Here is a 20,137-nt window from a genome sequence, read left to right on the forward strand (position 1 = left end):
CGCAAGCACGAGCGGAAGTAAGCGGAGGAGGAAAAACGGCATGTCGGAGCTGCAAGGCGCCGAGGCGGTGGTTCTGGTCGGGGGCAAGGGGACCCGCCTGCGCCCCCTGACCCTGTCCGCCCCCAAGCCCATGCTGCCGACCGCGGGGGTGCCCTTCCTCACCCACTTGCTGTCGCGCATCCGCGAGGTCGGCATCAAGCACGTGGTGCTGGGCACGTCCTACAAGGCCGAGGTGTTCGAGGAGCACTTCGGCGACGGGGCGGAGCTGGGGCTGGAGCTGGAGTACGTGGTGGAGGAGGAGCCGCTGGACACGGCGGGCGCCATCCGCAACGTCGCCCACCTGCTCCGCGAGCCCGACGTCATGATCTTCAACGGGGACATCCTCTCCGGCGTCGACCTGCGCGGGGTGCTGAACACGCACCGCACGGCCGAGGCGGACGTGACCCTGCACCTGGTCAAGGTGGACGACCCGCGCCGGTTCGGCTGCGTGCCCACCGACGCGGACGGGCGGGTCACGGCGTTCCTGGAGAAGACCGAGAACCCGCCGACGGACCAGATCAACGCGGGCTGCTACGTCTTCAAGCGCGAGGTGATCGAGGCCATCCCGGCCGGTCGACCGGTGTCGGTGGAGCGCGAGACGTTCCCCGGCCTGCTCGCGGGCGGCGCCCGGTTGCAGGGGCACGTGGACACCTCGTACTGGCTGGACCTGGGGACGCCCGCGGCGTTCGTGCAGGGGTCCACGGACCTGGTGCGCGGGATCGCGCCGTCCGCCGCCCTGACCGAGGGGACCGGCGAGGCGCTGATCAAGGCCGGTGCGACCGTGCACGAGGGCGCGGTGCTGCGCGGCGGCACGACGGTCGGCGCGGGCTGCACGGTCGCCGAGGGCGCGGTGCTCGACGGGGCGGTGCTGTTCGAGGGCGCGGTCGTCGGCGAGGGTGCGGTGGTCGAGCGGAGCGTGGTCGGCGCGGGTGCGCTCGTGCAGGCGGGCGCGGTCGTGGTTGACGCGGTGATCGGGGACGGCGCGGTGATCGGGGCGCGGTGCGAGCTGCGCGACGGGGTCCGGGTGTGGCCGGGGGTCGTGCTGCCGGAGGCGGGGGTCCGCTTCTCCGCCGACGTGTAGTGGTCGGAGTCGTCAGGTGACCGGGGCCGCTTTCCCGGAGCGGTCCTGGTCACCGCCGTTCCCGGTCGACGTCGGCGCGGTGCTCGCACCGCTTCGGCGGGGGCCTGGGGATCCGTCGTTCCACCGGGAGGTTGGTGGGGCGGTGTGGTTGGCGGCCGGGACGCCCGGTGGGGTGGGGACGGTCCGGCTCGCCCTCGTCGGTGGTGCGGTCGACGCGCGGGCCTGGGGGCCTGGCGCGGAGTGGCTGCTGGACGGGGTGCCTGCGCTGCTCGGGGCGGAGGACGACGATTCCGGGTTCGTCTCGCACCACCCGCTGGTCGCCGAGAGCAGGCGGCGCAGGCCGGGAGTGCGGTTGTGCTCCACGGGGCGGGTGTGGGACGCGTTGCTGCCTGCGGTGCTGGAGCAGAAGGTCACCGGGACCGAGGCGCAGCGTTCGTACCGGCAGTTGTGCGTGCGGTTCGGCGAGCGTGCGCCTGGGCCTACGCCGGTGCCGTTGCACGTGCCGGTCGGGCCTCGGGGGGTGCTGCGGTTGGCGGATTGGGAGTGGCACGCGGCCGGGGTCGACGGGGCTCGGCGGCGGACGCTGGTCGCTGCGGCGCAGGTCGCGCACCGGTTGGAGGCTGCGGCCGGGATCAAGGGCGTGCTGGGGCGTGAGCTGCTGCGGAAGGTTCCTGGGGTTGGGGTGTGGACTGCCGCTGAGGTCGCGCAGCGGGCTTGGGGGGACGCGGACGCGGTCAGCTTTGGGGATTTTCACCTGGCCAAGACGGTTGGGCACGCGTTGACCGGTGGGGCTGTGGATGACGACGGGATGGCTGGGTTGTTGGCGCCGTACTCGCCGCAGCGGCATCGGGCGGTGGTGTTCTTGCTGCTCAGCGGGGTTCGGGCGGCTCGGCGTGGGGTTCGGTTCTCGCCTCGGGATTACCGGCGGGTTTAGGGGTGACGGGCAAGGGCTGAAGGGCAAGAGCTGAAGATCAAGAGCTGAAGAGCTCGCCTCGCCGGCGGGGCAGGCCTCCAAAAACGAGGGGGGACGGGCTCTGCCGGCCGGTGGCTGTTCCGCTGGTGGTGCGGTTTACGGACAACTACTGCGGTGGTCGGGGTCCCTCGTCTCCGTTTGGCCTCCTTTCAGGCAAGCACAGGCGTCAAGACGCCGTTTGACCAGGCAGGCCGCCCGGGCGGTGCGGCGGCGTCTTGACACCTGCGCTCGGGCTTCGCCAGGCCAAACGGAGACGAGGGACGCGCGGAACGGGGTGCTGCGGGCTCGCTGCGCTCGCCCCGCAGCCCGCGAAGCGGTGAGCCCACGAGCGCGGGTGGCTGGTTGTGTGGATTCGGTTGCGCTCGGTGCGTTCGCCACGGCGCTGGTCGGCCGCTACCGCGACACCGGCCACGCCGTGATTCGGTCGCTCTCCCTCGGGTTCACCGCGACGGTCGTCGTGCTGGCCGAGCGTGCCGGGGTCTCGGTCGACCGGTCTGCTCCGGTGTCCGGGCTGGAGGGCAAGCGGGACGTGCAGGTTCCCCTCGTGGGCGGGATCGACGAGTTGTGGTCGTTGGTGGCCGAGTTGGAGCGCCGGATGCCGTGTTGACCGGCGCTTTCGCCCCACTCCCGCGTTAGCTGCCCACCCGCGTCCGGGTCGCCTCGATCAGTGGGCGCAGGTCCTCGGTGTCCTCCGGCAGGGCGTCCAGCGGCCACCAGCGCAGGTCCTTCGACTCGGCGCTGATCACCGGCACCGCACCCTCCGGCGCGCGCACCACGAACCGCACGTCGAAGTGCCTGGTCGGCTTGCCCAGCGAGCAGGTGATCGGGTGCACGTCCAGGTGCACCGGCACCGGGTCCAACCGCAGCCCGTGGATGCCGGACTCCTCGGTCGCCTCGCGCATCGCGGCGTCCGGCAGGGTCGCGTCGGTCTCCTCGCAGTGCCCGCCCAGCTGCAACCACCGGCCGACCCTGGGGTGCAGGGTCAGCAGCACCCGCTCGCCGCTCGCGTCCAGCACCACGGCCGACGCGGTCAGGTGGCCCGGTTCGCACGTGCGGGCGCACGCGTCCGGCCTGGCCAGCAGGAAGCCCAGGTAGGCCTGCCGCAGCGCCTCCTGCTCCGGCGTCCCCGGCTTCCAGTCCCCCAGCACCGCCAGCGCGCTCGCGCGCAGCCCGTCCACAGTCACAGCTCCACGAACCCTTCCTCCACGAGCGGCCTGGCCTCCAGCGGTTCCACCGGGTGGCCCACCGCCACCGCGCCCAGGGGCTCCCAGGACGACGGCAGGTCCAGCGCGGCGCGGACCACGTCCGGGCAGAAGATCGTGGACGACACCCAGCACGAGCCGACGCCCTCGGCGGCCAGCGCCACCAGGAGGCCCTGCACGGCCGCGCCGCCCGCGATCGTGAACATGGTGCGCTCGGCCTCGGCCCTGCGCGCGTCCGGGTAGGCGTGCGCGCCCGACCTGATCAGGAACGGCAGCACGATCTCCGGGGCGTCGCGCAGGAAGTCGCCGCGCGCGGTGCGCCTGGCCACGGCCTCCTCGGACAGGCCGTCGGCGCGCAGGTCCGCGCGCCAGCGCTCCCGCATGGCGTCCAGCAGGGCCTTGCGGCGCTCCCGCACGTGCACGAACCGGACCGGGCGGGTGTGGTGCGGCGCGGGCGCGGTCAGGGCCGCGCCCACCGCCCTGCGGAGCAGGTCCGGGTCCACCGGCTCGTCCGTGAAGGCGCGGACCGAGCGGCGCACGAGCAGGGCCTCGGCGCGGCCCTTCGCGATCGCCTCCGCCGTGCCCATGCGGAACAGGTCGTCCTCGACCGGGCGGGCCAGGTCTCGTGCTTTCGAGCCGTCGTCGGTGGTCGGCAGGCCGCGCACCACGGCCACCGGGACGGCGCCCAGCTTGCCCTTCACCAGGTCGGCGGCGGCGGCGATCTCGTCGGCCACCGCGACCTCGGTCACCACCAGCGAGTTGCCCTGCCGGTCCACCGAGCCCGCGTAGCGGTGCAGCACCGCCAGGCCCGCCGCGCCGATCGCCGCGTCGGTCTGGCCGACCCGCCAGGCCCGGCCCATCGTGTCGGTGACCACCACGGCCACCGCGACGCCCAGCAGCTCCGCCAGCCTCGCCCGCAGCGCGGCGGCCGACGCGTCCGGGTCCACGGGGAGCAGGGCGATCTCGTCGCCCGCGACGTTCGAGGCGTCCACGCCGGAGGCGGCCTGGATGATGCCCAGCTTGTTCTCGGTGATCAGCGTGCGGTTCTTCCGCGCGATCACCGACACCGCCTCGGCGCGGACCCAGTGCCTGCGCACCGCGTCCCGCTCCTCGGGGTCGTCGGGCACCCGCACCAGCCTGCCCTCGACCTTCGAGACGACCTTGCTGGTGACCACGACCACGTCGCCGTCGGCCAGCCACGGCGCGGCGGTCGCGAGGGCGGCGGCCAGGTCGTCGCCCGGTCGGAACTCGGGCAGGCCCGGAACCGGCAGGATCGTGACGCCCCCGGCCGCCGCGTGGTCGGCCCCGGAGGGCTCCACGAACGCGGTGGGTGTTCCGCGCCCGGTTGTTCTCAACTCAGTCGACGCCCGCTCAGTCAACGTCGGCTCCGGCCAGGTCCAGGGCGGCCCGCGCCATCTCGGCGGTCGCCTCCGGCGACGACATCAGCAGCGGCACCGCCCGCACCGCCACGCCCGGCACGTCGCACCGGTCGCCGCTGTGCACCAGCCACGCGTCCAGCACGCCGTCCTCCGACATCCGCCGCGACCCGTACAGCCGCCCGACCGCCTCGGCCGAGGTCTCCACGCCGATCGCGGACAGACACGCGTCCGCCATGCCGCGCAGCGGCTTGCCGCCGATGATCGGCGACAGGCCCACCACGCCCGCCGACGTCTTGCGCAGCGCGTCCCGGATGCCCGGCACCGCCAGCACCGTGCCCACGCTCACCACCGGGTTCGACGGGGCCAGCACGACCGCGTCCGCCTCGGCGATCGCCTCCAGCACGCCCGGCGCGGGCTTCGCCTTCTCCGCGCCGACCGACGCGAACGACAGCGCGGGCAGCTTCGCCCGGTGCTTGACCCACCACTCCTGGAAGTGGATGGCCCTGCGCCCGCCGTCGTCCTCGACCACCACGTGCGTCTCGACGCGGTCGTCGCTCATCGGCAGCAGGCGCACGCCCGGCTGCCAGCGGTGGCACAGCGCCTCGACCACGGCCGACAGCGGGTAGCCCGCGTTCAGCATCCGGGTGCGCACCAGGTGGGTCGCGATGTCCCGGTCGCCGAGCCCGAACCACTCCGGGGCGGCCCCGTAGGCGGCCAGCTCCTCCTTGACCACCCACGACTCACCGGCCCGGCCCCACCCGCGCTCGGCGTCGATGCCGCCGCCCAGGGTGTACATGCAGGTGTCCAGGTCGGGGGTTATCCGCAGACCGTGCATCCACACGTCGTCCCCGGTGTTCACCACCGCCGTGATCTCGTGCTCCGAACCGCCGAGCAGGGACTTGAGCCCCACCAGGAACCGCGCTCCGCCAACCCCGCCCACAACCACGACGACCTTCACGGGGGGCCATCCTCCCACCGGGGGTCAGAGCCAGAACCGGAAGGTCTCCTGTCCGATGTAGGTCAGCAGCGGGTCGCCGCCGACCAGCCCGAACACCCAGCGGGCGAGGTCGAAGAGGGGGGTGGCGAGCGCGGGCAGGCCGATCAGGACGGCGAACAGCACCAGCGGGGCCCACGGGCGGGCCTTCGCGCCGAACGCGCGCACGTTCGGGGGCAGCCACGGCTCGATCGCGCCCCAGCCGTCCAGGCCGGGGACGGGCAGGATGTTCAGGGTGAAGGCGAACACCTGGAGCATCGCCAGGTAGGACAGCCCGGCGGCCAGGCCCAGCGGCGGGCTGAACAGGGCAACGGACAGCGCCAGCAGCAGGCCGAGCACCAGGTTGCTCAGCGGGCCCGCCAGCGACACCCACGACTCGACCCGCCGCGACCGCAGCGCGTAGTGGTTGATCCACACCGCGCCGCCGGGCAGCGGGATGCCGCCGAACGCGAGCAGCAGCAGCGGCAGGACCAGGCTCAGCACCGGGTCGGTGTAGCGGCGGATGTCGAGGGTCAGGTAGCCCTTGTCCCTGACCTCGAAGTCACCGCCCTTGTAGGCCACCATGGCGTGGCCGAACTCGTGCAGGCACAGCGACACCGCCCAGCCGCCCAGGACGAGCAGCACGGTGCCCGTGGTGACCGCCATCTCTGAATCGAGAACGGTGAGCACTGCACCCGCCACCGTCGCGGCTAGGAGACCGAGGAACAGTGGGCTGGGTCGCACTGCGGAACTCTTCACGGGTCCAGTGTGCCGTGACCCCCGTGCAGTCCGTGGGCCATCCGCGCAGGGCTTATCGCACGGAGCAGCCCGACAATCACCGTCTGTGCTGCTAGTCAAGCCTTTTGCCGCCGATCGCGCGAATATCCCCCGTCCTGTGTACTCGGCTTGACCGGGTGTTGTGACACAGGTGTAATCACATCGGTGTCATTCGACGTTGTGGGGACGGCGAGTGGTGTCCGCCAACCGGGGAGAGCGGAAGGCGAGGAGGCGGACGGTTGCAGGAATTCGACGGGGGTCGGGTTGACGGGGTCGACGGGCAGGCGCGTGAGCTTGTGGTGATCGGCGGTTCGTTCGACCCGGCAGATGAGCAGGACTGGCAGGAGCGCGCCCTGTGCGCGCAGACCGACCCGGAGGCGTTCTTCCCCGAGAAGGGTGGATCGACCAGGGAGGCGAAGCGCATCTGCCTGGGGTGCGAGGTGCGCTCCGAGTGCTTGGAGTACGCGCTGGCGCACGACGAGCGCTTCGGCATCTGGGGCGGCCTGTCCGAGCGCGAGCGGAGGAAGCTCAAGAAGCGCGCGGTGTGATCCAGGGGCCCGGAGGGGCGGACTTCGCGGTGCGAAGTGTCCCCCGGAGGAGTGAAATTTGGGCTGGTTGTCGGCGCGGTTGACGTCGGGGGTCGGTGTCGTCAGGTGCTCGGCGTGACCGGTGGTGCCGCTTCAGCGTCACCCGTTGGTGTGCCGAGGTGGTTGTGGTGCCCTAGCGTTGATCGTCCAGACCTGGTCGGGACGAACGGGGGCCTGCGAGGTGACCTGCGGCACCCCTGCTCCGCGCACCGCGCCGGTGCTGGCCGTGCTGGTGTGCCACGACGGTGAGCGCTGGCTGGGGGAGGCCCTGGCCGCGCTGCGCGCCCAGCGTCCCGCACCCAGGCACGTCCTGGCCGTGGACACCGGTTCGCGCGACGGCACGGCGGCGTTGTTGGCCGCCGCGTCGGCGCCTGCTGGGTCCGTGCCAGCCGCAGGGACCGTTCCCGCTCAGGCCGGGGGTGGGCTGGTCAGCGGTGTCCTGACGCTGCCCAGGGCCACCGGTTTCGGGGAGGCGGTGCACGCCGCCGTGGCGCGCGCCGAGGAGCGCTGGGGCGATCCGGGCGCGTGGGTGTGGGTGCTGCACGACGACAGCGCCCCCGAACCGGGCTGCCTGGCCGCGCTGCTGGCGACGGCCGAGGTCGCGCCGTCCTCGGCCGTGCTCGGTCCGCTGGTGGTGGACTGGGCCGACCCGAGGGTGGTGGTCGAGGCCGGGGTGTCGACCGACGCGTCGGGGCAGCGCCAGGCCGGTGTGGGCCGCGCCGAGCCGGTGGGCGCGTTCGAGCGGACGGCGGAGGCGCTGGCGGTCGGTTCGGCGGGCGCGCTGGTGCGGCGCTCGGCGTGGAACGGGCTGGGCGGGTACGACCGCGCCTTCGGGCTGGTCGGCGAGGACGTCGACCTGGGCTGGCGGGCCAACCTGGCGGGGCACTCGGTCCTGCTGGTGCCCGCAGCGCGCCTGCGCCACGCCAGGGCCCTGACCACCGGGGAGCGGGTCCTGGAACCGGGTGGGCCGGTTGCGCTCGCGGGTGGATCCGCGAGCCTTGTCGGTGCTGGTGCTGGTGCTGGTGCTGGTGCTGGTGCTGGTGCTGGTGCTGGTGCTGGTGCTGGTGCTGGTGCTGGTGCTGGTGCTGGTTCGCGGGGCGCGGCGTTAGCGAGCCGCAAGGCGCGGTTCGCCCTGCGCGTGGTCGAGCGGACGCACGGGATGCGCGTCCTGCTGATCAACTCCGGTTCCGCCGCGTTCGCCCTGGCCGTTCCCCGCCTGGCCGCGCTGTCCGTCCTGCGCGCCACGGGCCTGCTCCTGCTCCGCCGCCTCCCGGACGCCCGAGCCGAGCTGACCGCCCTCCACCACCTGCTCACCGGCCGTGCCGCCCTGCGCGCCGCCCGAGCGTCCCGCCCCCACCGGGGCCACCTCCCCGGCCTCCTCACCAGCCGCACCACCCGCCTCCGCAACGCCGCCCGTGCCGCCGCGACCCACTTGGTCCGCCGCAGGGTCGAAGCCGACGCCGCTCTGGGCAGGCTCCCCGCGTCCGCCGGTCCGCAGGCTGCTGACGTCCAGGACCAAGGGCGCGCTCCCGCCTCCGAGGCCTTCTCCGGGCGAGTGGGCCCGGACGCACTCCCCGCAGGCACGCTGTCCCGCCGCAGACCGGTCCGCACCGCCGGTGGCCTGCGCAAACCCGCCGCAGCGATCCTCCTCCCCGCTCCGGACAGCACTCCCAGTCCAGGCAGCACCCCCAGTTCAGGCAGCACCTCCATCCCGGACGGCACCTCTGTCCCAGGCGGCACCTCTCTTCCGGGCGGCACTTCTGTTCCGGGTGGCGTCCCGATCCCCGATGGCACCCTCGCACCGGGCTGCGACCCCGTTTCCGAAGGCGTCCCCATCCCGGATGGCGTCCCCATATCTGGTGGTGGCCCGGTTCCGGACGGCAGCGTGGTTCCCGATGGCACCTCAGTCCCAAGCCGTGCTCCCGCCCCAAGCGCTGCCCCGCCCCCAACTGGTGCTCCCGTCCCGAGCGCTGCCCCAGTCCCAACTGGTGCCCCAGCCCTGAGCGACGTCTCCACCCCAACCGGTGCTCTCTTCCCGGCCACCGTCTCCGCCCCAACCGGTGCTCCCGTCCCGCCCTCCGGCCCCACCCCACGCCGCCCGTCCCCGGTGCCCAGGGGAACCCCGCTGCCACCCCCGTTGCCCCGCGCGCTGTTCGTCGAGGTCGACCGGGCGGCCGTGCTGCGCTCGGTCCTGCTCGGCCCGCCGCTGCTGCTGGCGCTGGCCCTGGTCCTGTTCGCGCTGGTGGCCAACTCCGGCCGCCTAGGCCTCGACCTGGCCGGTGGCCGCCTCCTGCCCGTTCCCGCGCTGTCCGACCTGTGGTCCGCCTACCTGTCGCCGTGGCACCCGGTCGCGGGCGGCACCACCGCGCCCGCACCCGCGGCGCTGGCCGTCCTGGGCGCCGCGGGGGCCGTTCTGGGCGGTCCGGCCGCGGCAACCGCGCTGCTCCTGCTCGGCGACGCCCCGCTCGCCGGCCTGGCCGCCTACGCCGCGACCAGGCGCGCCCCCGTGCCCAGACCGACCAGAGCCCTCCTGGCGGCCTGCTACGCCCTGCTACCAGCCGCCACCGCAGCGGTAGCCCAAGGTCGCCTGGACGTGGTGGTCGTGCACGTCCTGCTACCCCCGGTGCTGGCCGGTGTGGCGGCGGTCCTGCGCGGGGGCACCGGTCCGGCCTGGCTGCCGGTCGCCTCGGGGACCGCGCTGGGCCTGGCCGCGCTCGGCGCGTTCTCGCCGCTGGTCCACGCACTGGTGGCGCTGGCCGCGCTGATCGGCTTCGTGGCAGTGCCCGCCCTGGTCGGCGACGGCAGGCGACGGGTGGCGGGCCTGTTCGCCGTGGTCCTGCTCCCCGTGGTCCTGCTGCTCCCGTGGCCCGCCGTGGTCGTGGAGAACCCGGTGGTCCTCCTGCACGGCGTCGGGGCTCACCAACCCACCCCACCCGTCTCAGTGACGAGCCTGCTCGCGCTGAACCCAGGCGGCGAGGGCGCGCTGCCGTGGGCGGGCGCGCTGGTGCTGCCGGTCGCACTGGTCGCCGCCCTGCTCCGCCCGACGCGCGCGATGCTGCCGGGCCTGGCAGCAGTGGTGCTGGCCGGGTTCGCGGCGGTGGCCCTGATCGCGTTCCCGGTCACCCCGATGGGCGGCGGTGACGCCCACACGGGCTGGACCGGCGCCCCGCTGATCTTGGCGGGCTGGGGCTTGGTGCACGTCCTGCAGGCTGCTTTCCACACCTCGCGCCGACCGGCCACCACCTCCAGCGCGGCACCGGCCGAATGCCGAACGCCCGCACCGCCTCCGCCGCCGCGACCACTGCGCCGGTCCGCGCCGCCGGGTGCGCAGGACCGGGTGGCGGGTGCGCCTGGCGCAGGTGCGCCGTCCGGCCCAACGGATGCTCGGCACCGGTCCTCGCCACCCGTGCCGCCTGGTGCGCCACGTCTGGACGTGCTGCCCACCGCCCAAGGCCGGTTGCCGAAGTTCCCCCTCCGCGCACTGCCGCGACTGCTCCCCGTCGCCGCGCTGGTCGCCCTGCTGCTGGTCCTGGCCCCGGCCGGGGTCCTCGGGCTGCGCGACGGCCCCCTGCGCGCCGACCCCGTGCGCCTGCCGTCCACCCTGGCCGCCGAACTGCCCGCCACCGGCCGCTCGGTGCTGGTCCTCGGCGAGCCGACCAGGCAGGTCGCGGGCAGGCTCCCGGCCTTCGGCGACGACGACACCCCGCCCACCCCGTCCAGCCCGGTGCGCCTGGCGCGCTGGACCCGCGACCTCACCGGCGGCGACCAGCGGCGCACCCGGACCGCCCTGGCGCAGGCGGCGGCGTCCGGGGTGTCGTTCGTGGTGCCGCGCGACCACGCCGAGGCCGATCGGATGCGCGTGGCGGCGGGCGACCTGCTCACCACCACCCAGCCGCTCTCGGACGGGCGACCGGTGCTGCGGGTCCTGCTCACCGGCGGCACCGCCGTCCTGCTGTCCCCGGAGCTGGCCCGAACCGCCAGGACCGGCGGCGACCCGCCGACCGCCAAGGGCGCACCCGGTGTCGTGCCGGTGGCGGCGGAACTGCCCGACGCGGGCGCGCGCGTGTCCGACGGCCCCGCAGGCCGGGTGCTCGTGCTGGCCGCCGAGGAGGAACCGGGCTGGCGGGCGACCGTCGACGGCAGACCGGTCCCGGTGCTGCGCGCGTGGGGCCACCTGGTGGCCGTGCCGGTGCCCGCGCAGGCGTCGGACGTGCGGCTGGAGGCACCGACCCTGCTCCGCGAACTCCTCCTGCTCACCCAGGCCGCCGCGGTGCTGTTCACCCTGCTCACCGCACTGCCCACCCGCCGCCGATGAGAGGCAAACGCTTGCCAACCCCCACCTGGGAAGCGCTTGCCTGCCGGTGCCCCAGAACCTCCCTGCGGAGCCAGTTCGCTCCACCGGCCCGTCCAACCGCTGGCCCCGCCTCGCGCCGGGTCGCCCCGCGAACAGCCAACAGCACTCCGCGCCGTCTCCCGCTCCCGGAGAGCTCTTGCCCAGCCCGAAATTCAGCAGGCGCCCCCGGATTTCGCACGCCCACTTCACCCCGCGACTTCACCCCGCAAGCCGTGAGCGTTTTTCGCGTTTGCCCGAAAGCCCCCGAACGGCCGCATCGGTGATCAACTTCAGAAGCAGCCCCCGAAATCAATCCAACCGACTTGGACTGACAACCCGAAGCGGGGCAAGCGTTTGCCTGCCGGTTTTCCCCAAGCGGAACTTCTCGGTCGGGTGAAGCATTCGGGTGAAAGCAGTGAGCGGTTTCCCCGTGGGCGCTTCGGGAATCGGGTTCGGGTTCCCGTTGTGGGAGCGCGGAAACCGAAGTGATCGCGACCGGCGGATCGAGCAGGCCGACTAGGCCGTGAGCAGGTCGACCAGACCGTGAGCAGGTCGACCAAGGCCCGCAGGAGTCGCAGACCCGCCGCGCCTCCGCCGCCGCCGACTACTCCCCGTCGATGACGTCCGGGTCCAGCCCCAGGTAGTTCGCCACCTGCTCCACCAGCACGTCGTGCACCAGGTCCGCCAGATCGGCCCCGTCCTTCGCCCGCGCCTCCAGAGGCCGCCGGTACAGCACGATCCGCGCCCTCCGGTCCTGACCCGGCTGCATCAGCCGCGCCAGCGGGACGTTCCCGTCCTCCACCACGTCGTCGTCCTCGCCGGACGTCGACGGCGCCACGTCGGGCACGTCGTCCACCGCGACGTCCAGCTGGGTCAGCTCCGTGCGCCACCGGGCCTCGATCGGCTCCAGCGCCTCCAGCACCACCGCGTCGAACCGCTCGGCCCTGCTGCGCGCCGCGGGCATGGTCGCCGGGTACAGCGGACCGCGCAGGCCTCGCCCGTGGCGGTCGCGCCTGCGCCGCCGAGGAGGACCCTGCCGCCGTGAACCCCGAGCCATCACCACGCCCCAAGACTAGTCAGCCCGTTCACCCCTTCGGCGGCCAGTGCCCCGACCTGCGAAGTTGGCTCCGCCAACGCACCCGCCGGTGAAACACCGAGGGCAATCCAACACAGCCGCCCCGCGACGCGATATCGTGCCCGCCGTGCGGAGCGTGAGACGGTGCTCTCGAACCGGGTGCGCGAACCCGGCAGTCGCCACGCTCACGTACGCCTACGCGGATTCGACGGCGGTCGTGGGCCCGCTGGCGACCTCGTCGGAGCCGCACAGCTACGACCTGTGCGAGGAGCACGCCCTCCGGCTCACCGCCCCGCGCGGCTGGGAGGTCGTGCGCTACCAGGGCGAGTTCGCGCCCCCCGAACCCACCGTCGACGACCTCACCGCGCTCGCCGAGGCCGTCCGGGAGGCCGGTCGGGTGGACCGTTCGCCCCAACCGCCCGAGGTGCCGATGGGCACTATCAGGCGCGGCCACCTGCGCGTTCTGCCCGATCCCCGCGAAGACTGAGGCGACCCGGCGCGACGACGCCCCGCGCGCCGGTAGGCTGCTGACCGCAGTGTCAAGAGCTGATCTGGGAGTGTGGGCGTGCGCGATCTGTCCGGCATCGTCAAGGCCTACGACATCCGTGGTGTCGTGGGCGAGCAGCTCGACGTCGACGTGGTTCGCGACTTCGGCGCGGCCTTCGCGCGCCTGGTCGGCGGTCCGGCCATCGTGATCGGCCACGACATGCGCGACTCGTCCCCCGGCCTCGCCGCCGCCTTCGCCGAGGGCGTCACGAAGCAGGGCGTCGACGTGATCAGCATCGGTCTGGCCAGCACCGACATGCTGTACTTCGCCTCCGGCAAGCTCGACCTGCCCGGTGCGATGTTCACCGCCAGCCACAACCCGGCCAAGTACAACGGCATCAAGCTCTGCCGCGCGGGCGCCGCCCCGGTCGGCCAGGACACCGGCCTGACCCAGATCCGCGAGGACGCCGAGCAGGGCGTGGCGGACGCCGAGGGCGTCGCCCCCGGCACGCTGTCCGAGCGCGACATGCTCACCGAGTACGCCGCCTACCTGCGCGAGCTGGTCGACCTGCGGACGATCCGCCCGCTGAAGGTCGTCGTGGACGCGGGCAACGGCATGGGCGGCCACACCGTCCCGGTCGTGTTCGACGGCCTGCCGATCGACGTCGTCCCGATGTACTTCGAGCTGGACGGCAACTTCCCGAACCACGAGGCCAACCCGCTCGACCCGAAGAACATCGTCGACCTGCAGGCCAAGGTCCGCGAGGTCGGGGCCGACGCCGGTCTGGCCTTCGACGGCGACGCCGACCGCTGCTTCGTCGTGGACGAGCGCGGCGAGCCCGTCTCGCCCAGCGCGATCACCGCCCTGGTCGCCTCGCGCGAGCTGGCCAAGGACCCCGGCGGCACGATCATCCACAACCTGATCACCTCGCGCGCCGTGCCCGAGATCGTCCGCGAGAACGGCGGCACGCCCGTGCGCACCCGCGTGGGCCACTCGTTCATCAAGCAGGAGATGGCCACCACCGGCGCCATCTTCGGCGGCGAGCACTCGGCCCACTACTACTTCCGCGACTTCTGGCGCGCCGACACCGGGATGCTCGCCGCGATGCACGTGCTGGCCGCGCTCGGCGAGCAGGACGGCGCCCTGTCCGCCCTCACCGCGGACTACGAGCGGTACGCCGCCTCGGGTGAGATCAACTCGACGGTCGCCGACCAGGCGGGCAGGCTTGCCGCGATCAAGGCCGAGTTCGGCGCCCGCGAGGGCGTGGAGCTGGACGAGCTGGACGGTCTCACCGTCTCGCTGCCCGACGGCTCCTGGTTCAACCTGAGGGCGTCGAACACCGAGCCGCTGCTGCGCCTGAACGTCGAGGCGGCCGACGCCGCCTCGGTCGCCGCGCTGAGCGACGAGGTGCTGGCCATCGTCCGCGCCTGAGGCGCCGGACAGCACGAGGAGGAACTGGTGCAACTCGACCCGCGGCTGCTCGAAGTACTCGCTTGCCCGTGCCCCGAGCACGCTCCGCTGCGGCAGGGGACCGGCCCCGACCCGGCTCTGGAGTACCTGACCTGCACGTCGTGCGGCAGGACCTACCGGGTGGAGGACGGCATCCCGGTGCTGCTGCTCGGCGAAGCCGTCGAGCCGGCAGCGGGGTGAGCACCCGTGCTCGACGACACACTGCTGGACGACCAGCGCAGGCTCGCCGACGCCGACACCGATGACCTGCTCCGCGCCTCGGCGCGGGCGGGCGCCCAGGTCAGGGCCACCGCCGAGGCGGCGGCCGAGCTGGGCGTCGACCGGGTGATGCGGGAGCGCCCCAGGGCGCTCGTCCTCATCACCCGGCCGGGGGTCGGCCCGGCGGTCGCCAACCTGGTGACCGCCCTGCTGGGCCCGCGCTGCCCCGTGCCGGTCGTGGTCTGCGACGAGGCCCCCGGCTGGGTCGGCGCGCTCGACGTGGTCCTCGCGCACACCGAGGACCCCGGCGACCACGCGCTCGCCGAGTCGGTCGACCTGGCGGGCAGGCGCGGCGCCCGCGTGCTGCTGACCGCCGAGCCCGACGGACCCGTCGCGGCCTCGGCGGCCAGGCACGCGCTGCTCGTGCCGCCCAGGGTGCCCGTGCCGCAGGGCTTCGGGTTCGTCCGGGCGCTGGCCGCCTGGGCGTCCGCGCTGAGCGCGCTCGGGCTGCTGGAGGTCGACCTCACCCAGGTCGCCGACGAGCTCGACCGCGAGGCCGAGCGGGACCACCCGATGCACGAGTCGTTCGTCAACCCGGCCAAGTCGCTCGCGCTGCGCCTCGCCGAGCGCACCCCGCTGCTGTGGGGGCTGGACGACATGGCCACGGCGGTGGCGGGCCACGGCGCGGGCGTGCTCGCCCGCCACGCCGGTCTCGTGTGCGACGTGGCGCCGCACAAGCAGGCGATCACCCGGACCGCCCTGCACCGCAGAGCCGTGCAGGGCACCTCGGGCGCCGACATCTTCGCCGACCCGGACGACGAGCCGGGCGGACAGGTCAGGGTGCTGCTGCTCGCGGTCCGCCGCGGCCAGCAGGCCGAGCAGGCCAAGCTCGCGGCCGTCCGGTCGCTCGCCGGGGCCGACGTGCTGGAACCGGCGGAGGAGGTGTCCGGCGGGGACGCGGTGTGCTCGGCGCTGCTCGCGCTGAGGTTCGAGCTCGCCTCGCTCTACCTGGGGCTCGCGGCGGGCACCCTCGGGGGACCGGGCCGCTACGCGCCCGCCGTCTGAGCCAACGCCGAGAGCCCGACCCAGCCCGAGCACCGACCAGCCCGGAGACCCGCGCCAGCACGGCGCGGGCACGAGTAGCCCCTGCCCGAGGGAAGTGGACGTCAAGTGGAACTGCTGCACAACGCGGTGCGCGCGTACGCGTGGGGATCGCGTACCGCCATCGCCGAGATGCTCGGGCGGGAGGTGCCCGCTCCGCACCCCGAGGCCGAGCTGTGGATGGGCGCCCACCCCGGCGACCCGTCCCGCGTCCTCGGACCCGACGGCGCCCGCCGGAGCCTGCTCGACCTGCTCGCCGAGGACCCGCGCGGGCAGCTCGGCGCGGGCTGCGCCGAGCGCTTCGGCAACAGGCTGCCGTTCCTGCTGAAGGTCCTCGCCGCCGAGGAGCCGCTGAGCCTCCAGGCCCACCCGTCCGCCGAGCAGGCCGCCTTCGGGTTCGCCGCCGAGGACGCGGCGGGCCTGGCCGTGGACTCGCCGATAAGGAACTACAAGGACCCCTCGGCCAAGCCGGAGCTGATCTGCGCGCTCACCGAGTTCCACGCGCTCGCGGGCTTCCGGGCCCCGGACCGCACGGTCGCGCTGCTGCGCTCGCTCGACGCGCCCGACCTCGCGCCCTACACCGAGCTGCTCGCCGCCCAGCCGGACGGCAGCGGCCTGCGCGCCCTGTTCACCACCCTGATCACCCTGCCGCAGAACTCGCTCGACGGGCTGCTGCCGCAGGTGCTCGACGCGTGCGTGGCCCACATCAAGGACCACGGCGAGTTCGACGCCGAGTGCCGCACCGCGCTGGAGCTGGGCGAGGCCTACCCCGGTGACGCGGGCGTGCTGGCCGCGCTGCTGCTCAACCGGATCGTCCTGCGGCCCGGCGAGGCCATCTACCTGCCCGCGGGCAACCTGCACGCCTACCTGCACGGCACCGGCGTGGAGATCCTGGCCAACTCGGACAACGTGCTGCGCTGCGGCCTCACGCCCAAGCACGTCGACGTGCCCGAGCTGATGCGCGTGCTCGACTTCAGCAGCGGCGACATGCCCGTGCAGGTCGGCGAGCCCACCCGGCCCGGCCTGTGGGTGTACCGCACCCCGTGCCCCGAGTTCGAGCTGTCCCGCATCGAGCTGGCGGCGGGCCAGAGCGTCGAGGTCGACCACGGCGGGCCGCAGATCGTGCTGTGCGCCAAGGGCTCGGCGACGCTGTCCGTGCACCGGGGCGGCCACGCCGACGTGCTGGAACTGCGCAGGGGCCAGTCCGTGTGGCTGCCCGCCGCCGACCCGGCGCTGCGCGTCGAGGCGACCGAGGACGCCCAGCTGTTCCGCGCTACCCCCGGTGTTCCGTAGAGCTCTCCACTAAGGTCTCACCGTCACTTCACACGACGCGTGGACCACAGGGGAGCACAGGGTGTCAGCAGGAGGCGGTACCAAGGCGATCATCGCCGCGTTGTTGGCGAACGCGGGGATCGCGGTGGCCAAGTTCGTCGGCTTCCTCATCACGGGGTCGTCGTCGATGCTCGCCGAGTCGGTGCACTCGGTGGCCGACACCTCGAACCAGGGGCTGCTGCTGCTGGGGCAGAAGACCTCGCAGCGCAAGGCCACCCAGAATCACCCGTTCGGGTTCGGCAGGGATCGCTACTTCTACTCGTTCGTGGTGGCGCTGCTGCTGTTCACGCTCGGCTCGGTGTTCGCGCTCTACGAGGGCATCCACAAGCTGGAGGCCCACGAGGAGCTCACCTCGCCGATCGTGGCCGTGGTCATCCTGGTGCTGGCCATCGGCCTGGAGAGCTACAGCTTCGCCACCGCCATCAAGGAGTCCAAGGCGCTCAAGGGCGACGCCACCTGGTGGGAGTTCATCCGCAAGTCCAAGGTGCCCGAGCTGCCGGTGGTGCTCCTGGAGGACGCGGGCGCGCTGCTCGGCCTCGTCCTGGCGCTCGTCGGGGTGGGCATGAGCACGCTCACCGGCGACCCGGTGTGGGACGCCATCGGCACCATCTGCATCGGCGTGCTGCTCGGCGTGATCGCCGTGATCCTCATCATCGAGATGAAGTCGCTGCTGATCGGCGAGGGCTCCTCCCCGGCCGAGCTCGACGTGATCATCGATGAGCTGGCGGCTGGCAAGGTGCAGCGGGTCATCCACATCCGCACCCAGTACATCGGCCCCGACGAGCTGCTGGTCGCGGCCAAGATCGCCCTGGACCCCGGTCTGGAGACCGTCGACATCGCGCAGGCCATCAACGACGCCGAGCACCGCGTGCGCAACAAGGTCCCGGCCGCCCGGCTCATCTACCTGGAGCCCGATCTGGACCGCTCCCTGACGGTCTGACCCGGAAGCACTAGCCCATTAGGGTGAGTTGCTTGTTTGTCAGCGGGAGAGCAGGGGAAGGGAACGGCCGTGCCGGGCAACGGGTTGTGGCGAACTAAGTCGATCGAGCAGTCGATCGCCGATACGGACGAACCGGACACCAAGCTCCGCAAGGACCTCACCGCCTGGGATCTGACGATCTTCGGCGTGGCCGTGGTGATCGGCGCGGGCATCTTCACCCTCGCCGCCAGCACGGCGGGCAACCTCGCGGGGCCCTCGGTGTCGCTGGCCTTCGTGCTCGCGGCGGTGGCCTGCGCGCTGGCCGCGCTGTGCTACGCCGAGTTCGCGTCGACCGTGCCGGTGGCGGGCAGCGCCTACACGTTCTCGTACGCGACGTTCGGCGAGTTCGCGGCGTGGATCATCGGCTGGGACCTGGTGCTGGAGTTCGCGGTCGGGGCGGCGGCGGTCAGCAAGGGCTGGTCGCAGTACCTCCAGACGGTGCTCGGGCAGCTCGGGCTGGAGCTGAGGACCACGGTGGACGCCGGGTCGGTCGAGGTCGACTGGGGCGCGCTGCTGCTCGTCGCGGTGCTGACCGCGCTGCTGGTGTTCGGGACCAAGATGTCGTCGCGGGTCAGCGCCGTCATCACCGCGATCAAGATCGCGGTGGTGCTGCTGGTCATCGCGCTCGGCGTCACCTACATCAACACCGACAACTACAGCCCGTACATCCCGCCCGCCGAGACGGGCCCCGAGGTGGCGAGCGGGCTGGACCAGTCGCTGTTCTCGCTGCTCACCGGCTTCGGCGGCAGCACGTACGGCGTCATGGGCCTGCTGGCCGCCGCGTCGCTGCTGTTCTTCGCGTTCATCGGCTTCGACGTGGTCGCCACGACCGCCGAGGAGACCAAGAACCCGCAGCGCGCCGTGCCGCGCGGCATCCTCGGCTCGCTCGCGATCGTGACCGTGCTGTACATCGCGGTCACGCTCGTGATCACCGGCATGGTGCCGTACGACAAGCTCAAGACCCAGCCGGACGGCAGCCGCGCCACCCTGGCGACCGCGTTCGCCGACAACGGCGTGGACTGGGCCGCCACGGTCATCTCCGTCGGCGCGCTGGCCGGCCTCACCACCGTGGTCATGGTGCTGATGCTCGGCCAGACGCGAGTGATCTTCGCGATGTCCCGCGACGGCCTGCTCCCCAGGGGGCTGGCGAAGACCGGGACGCGCGGCACCCCCGTGAAGATCACCATCGGCATCGGCCTGCTGGTCGCCGTCGCCGCGGGCTTCTTCCCGGCGGGCAAGCTGGAGGAGATGGTCAACGTCGGCACGCTCTTCGCGTTCGTGCTGGTGTCGGCGGGCGTGCTGGTGCTGCGCAAGACGCGGCCGGACCTCAAGCGCGGGTTCCGGGTGCCGTGGGTGCCGTTCATCCCGGTGCTGGCGATCCTGGCCTGCCTGTGGCTGATGCTGAACCTGACCGCGCTCACCTGGGTCCGGTTCCTGGTGTGGATGGGGCTCGGCGTCGTCGTGTACTTCGTCTACGGGCGCAAGCACTCGCTGCTCGGCAAGCAGGGCGCGGACGCGCCGGTCGCGAAGCGGGACGAGTAGTCCCCGAGCGCTCGGCGGAAGGGCGGTCCCCGGCGGGGGCCGCCCTTCCGGCGTTTTCCGCGCCCGATCCGTCGTGGACCAGCCCCCGTCGCCCATCCGGGGACTCTTCCCGGTGACGGCGAAAACCCGGCGTGGCTGGCGGTACTGTCGGGTGAATCCCGATCAGGAGGAACCCCTGTGACCAGCACGATCCCGGCCCTGGCCCAGACCCGCAACGGCATCGACTTCGCCGTGGCCGATCTGTCCCTGGCCGACTTCGGGCGCAAGGAGATCCGGCTCGCCGAGCACGAGATGCCCGGTCTGATGGCGCTGCGCCGCGAGTACGCCGAGGTGTACCCGCTCAAGGGCGCGCGCGTCTCCGGTTCGCTGCACATGACCGTGCAGACCGCCGTGCTCATCGAGACCCTCGTCGCGCTCGGCGCGGAGGTCCGGTGGGCCTCCTGCAACATCTTCTCCACCCAGGACCACGCCGCCGCCGCCGTCGTGGTCGGCCCGCACGGCACCCCCGAGGAGCCGCGCGGTGTGCCGGTGTTCGCCTGGAAGGGCGAGTCCCTGGCCGAGTACTGGTGGACCGCCGAGTCCATGCTCACCTGGCCGGACGGTCAGGGC

18 protein-coding genes are annotated in these 20,137 nt (G+C 73.2%); 13 read left to right on the forward strand and 5 right to left on the reverse strand.

The annotated features are described in order from the left end of the window. Positions 1 to 40: 40 nt before the first annotated feature. The 3 genes from manB to LV78_RS41910 all read left to right on the forward strand — a co-directional run bounded on the left by manB (position 41) and on the right by LV78_RS41910 (position 2,700). Positions 41 to 1,120: a mannose-1-phosphate guanylyltransferase gene (gene manB, locus LV78_RS38635; protein ID WP_253851153.1), complete on the forward strand. Its 1,080-nt coding sequence runs from the start codon at positions 41 to 43 to the stop codon at positions 1,118 to 1,120. 16 nt (positions 1,121 to 1,136) lie between these two features. Then, positions 1,137 to 2,054 carry a DNA-3-methyladenine glycosylase family protein gene (locus LV78_RS38640; protein ID WP_253851154.1) on the forward strand — a complete coding sequence of 306 codons (918 nt, stop codon included), beginning with the start codon at positions 1,137 to 1,139 and terminating at the stop codon, positions 2,052 to 2,054. A gap of 385 nt (positions 2,055 to 2,439) precedes the next feature. After that, entirely contained in the window at positions 2,440 to 2,700 is a 261-nt protein-coding gene (locus LV78_RS41910; RefSeq protein ID WP_253851155.1) for a DUF6086 family protein, read from the forward strand. 25 nt (positions 2,701 to 2,725) lie between these two features. On the opposite strand, the gene LV78_RS38650 is transcribed toward LV78_RS41910, so the two are convergent. The 4 genes from LV78_RS38650 to LV78_RS38665 are packed head-to-tail and all read right to left on the reverse strand — an operon-like array spanning position 2,726 to position 6,406. Then, on the reverse strand, positions 2,726 to 3,271 hold the full coding sequence (locus LV78_RS38650) for an NUDIX hydrolase (RefSeq protein ID WP_372495045.1): 546 nt from the start codon (positions 3,269 to 3,271) through the stop codon (positions 2,726 to 2,728). Positions 3,272 to 3,273: 2 nt separating this feature from the next. After that, on the reverse strand, positions 3,274 to 4,614 hold the full coding sequence (locus tag LV78_RS38655; protein WP_253851156.1) for a coenzyme F420-0:L-glutamate ligase: 1,341 nt from the start codon (positions 4,612 to 4,614) through the stop codon (positions 3,274 to 3,276). 52 nt (positions 4,615 to 4,666) lie between these two features. After that, a complete protein-coding gene (gene cofD / locus LV78_RS38660; RefSeq protein ID WP_253851157.1) occupies positions 4,667 to 5,632 on the reverse strand; it encodes a 2-phospho-L-lactate transferase in 966 nt (321 codons plus the stop codon). A 24-nt stretch (positions 5,633 to 5,656) separates the two neighbouring features. Continuing rightward, complete coding sequence (locus LV78_RS38665) at positions 5,657 to 6,406, reverse strand: site-2 protease family protein (RefSeq protein WP_253851158.1); 750 nt, start codon at positions 6,404 to 6,406, stop codon at positions 5,657 to 5,659. A gap of 314 nt (positions 6,407 to 6,720) precedes the next feature. Here LV78_RS38665 and LV78_RS38670 point away from each other — a divergent pair, with 314 nt between their 5' ends. Continuing rightward, positions 6,721 to 6,972, forward strand: a complete 252-nt coding sequence (locus LV78_RS38670) for a WhiB family transcriptional regulator (protein ID WP_177154679.1) — start codon at positions 6,721 to 6,723, stop codon at positions 6,970 to 6,972. Between the two features lie 220 nt (positions 6,973 to 7,192). Then, on the forward strand, positions 7,193 to 11,326 hold the full coding sequence (locus tag LV78_RS38675) for a glycosyltransferase (RefSeq protein ID WP_253851170.1): 4,134 nt from the start codon (positions 7,193 to 7,195) through the stop codon (positions 11,324 to 11,326). Positions 11,327 to 11,948: 622 nt separating this feature from the next. On the opposite strand, the gene LV78_RS38680 is transcribed toward LV78_RS38675, so the two are convergent. Next, the gene (locus tag LV78_RS38680) at positions 11,949 to 12,401 is read right to left on the reverse strand and encodes a metallopeptidase family protein (protein ID WP_015805014.1); all 453 of its coding nucleotides are present in this window, start codon (positions 12,399 to 12,401) and stop codon (positions 11,949 to 11,951) included. 145 nt (positions 12,402 to 12,546) lie between these two features. Here LV78_RS38680 and LV78_RS38685 point away from each other — a divergent pair, with 145 nt between their 5' ends. From LV78_RS38685 to LV78_RS38720, 8 genes are all read left to right on the forward strand, one after another. Beyond that, positions 12,547 to 12,906, forward strand: a complete 360-nt coding sequence (locus LV78_RS38685; protein WP_253851159.1) for a DUF3499 domain-containing protein — start codon at positions 12,547 to 12,549, stop codon at positions 12,904 to 12,906. Between the two features lie 78 nt (positions 12,907 to 12,984). Continuing rightward, positions 12,985 to 14,337, forward strand: coding sequence for a phosphomannomutase/phosphoglucomutase (locus LV78_RS38690; RefSeq protein ID WP_015805012.1), 1,353 nt, complete (start codon positions 12,985 to 12,987; stop codon positions 14,335 to 14,337). A 27-nt stretch (positions 14,338 to 14,364) separates the two neighbouring features. Then, a complete protein-coding gene (locus tag LV78_RS38695; RefSeq protein WP_253851160.1) occupies positions 14,365 to 14,556 on the forward strand; it encodes a Trm112 family protein in 192 nt (63 codons plus the stop codon). A 6-nt stretch (positions 14,557 to 14,562) separates the two neighbouring features. Then, positions 14,563 to 15,639 (forward strand): SIS domain-containing protein, encoded by a 1,077-nt coding sequence (locus tag LV78_RS38700; RefSeq protein ID WP_253851161.1) that lies wholly within the window; start codon positions 14,563 to 14,565, stop codon positions 15,637 to 15,639. 105 nt (positions 15,640 to 15,744) lie between these two features. Continuing rightward, positions 15,745 to 16,968 carry a mannose-6-phosphate isomerase, class I gene (gene manA, locus LV78_RS38705; protein ID WP_253851162.1) on the forward strand — a complete coding sequence of 408 codons (1,224 nt, stop codon included), beginning with the start codon at positions 15,745 to 15,747 and terminating at the stop codon, positions 16,966 to 16,968. 61 nt (positions 16,969 to 17,029) lie between these two features. Next, positions 17,030 to 17,947: a cation diffusion facilitator family transporter gene (locus tag LV78_RS38710; RefSeq protein WP_253851163.1), complete on the forward strand. Its 918-nt coding sequence runs from the start codon at positions 17,030 to 17,032 to the stop codon at positions 17,945 to 17,947. Between the two features lie 69 nt (positions 17,948 to 18,016). Beyond that, positions 18,017 to 19,528, forward strand: coding sequence for an amino acid permease (locus LV78_RS38715; protein ID WP_253851164.1), 1,512 nt, complete (start codon positions 18,017 to 18,019; stop codon positions 19,526 to 19,528). A 177-nt stretch (positions 19,529 to 19,705) separates the two neighbouring features. Continuing rightward, positions 19,706 to 20,137: adenosylhomocysteinase (locus LV78_RS38720; RefSeq protein WP_253851165.1), on the forward strand; the 432-nt coding region annotated here is incomplete at its 3' end.

This window comes from Actinosynnema pretiosum (assembly GCF_024171695.1).
GTDB classification, from domain to species: Bacteria; Actinomycetota; Actinomycetes; order Mycobacteriales; family Pseudonocardiaceae; genus Actinosynnema; species Actinosynnema pretiosum.

Bases quoted from the DNA above. Each gene is read 5' to 3' on its own strand.
- LV78_RS38680 (WP_015805014.1), bottom strand. From the start codon at position 12,401: ATGGCTCGGGGTTCACGGCGGCAGGGTCCTCCTCGGCGGCGCAGGCGC.
- manB (WP_253851153.1), top strand. From the start codon at position 41: ATGTCGGAGCTGCAAGGCGCCGAGGCGGTGGTTCTGGTCGGGGGCAAG.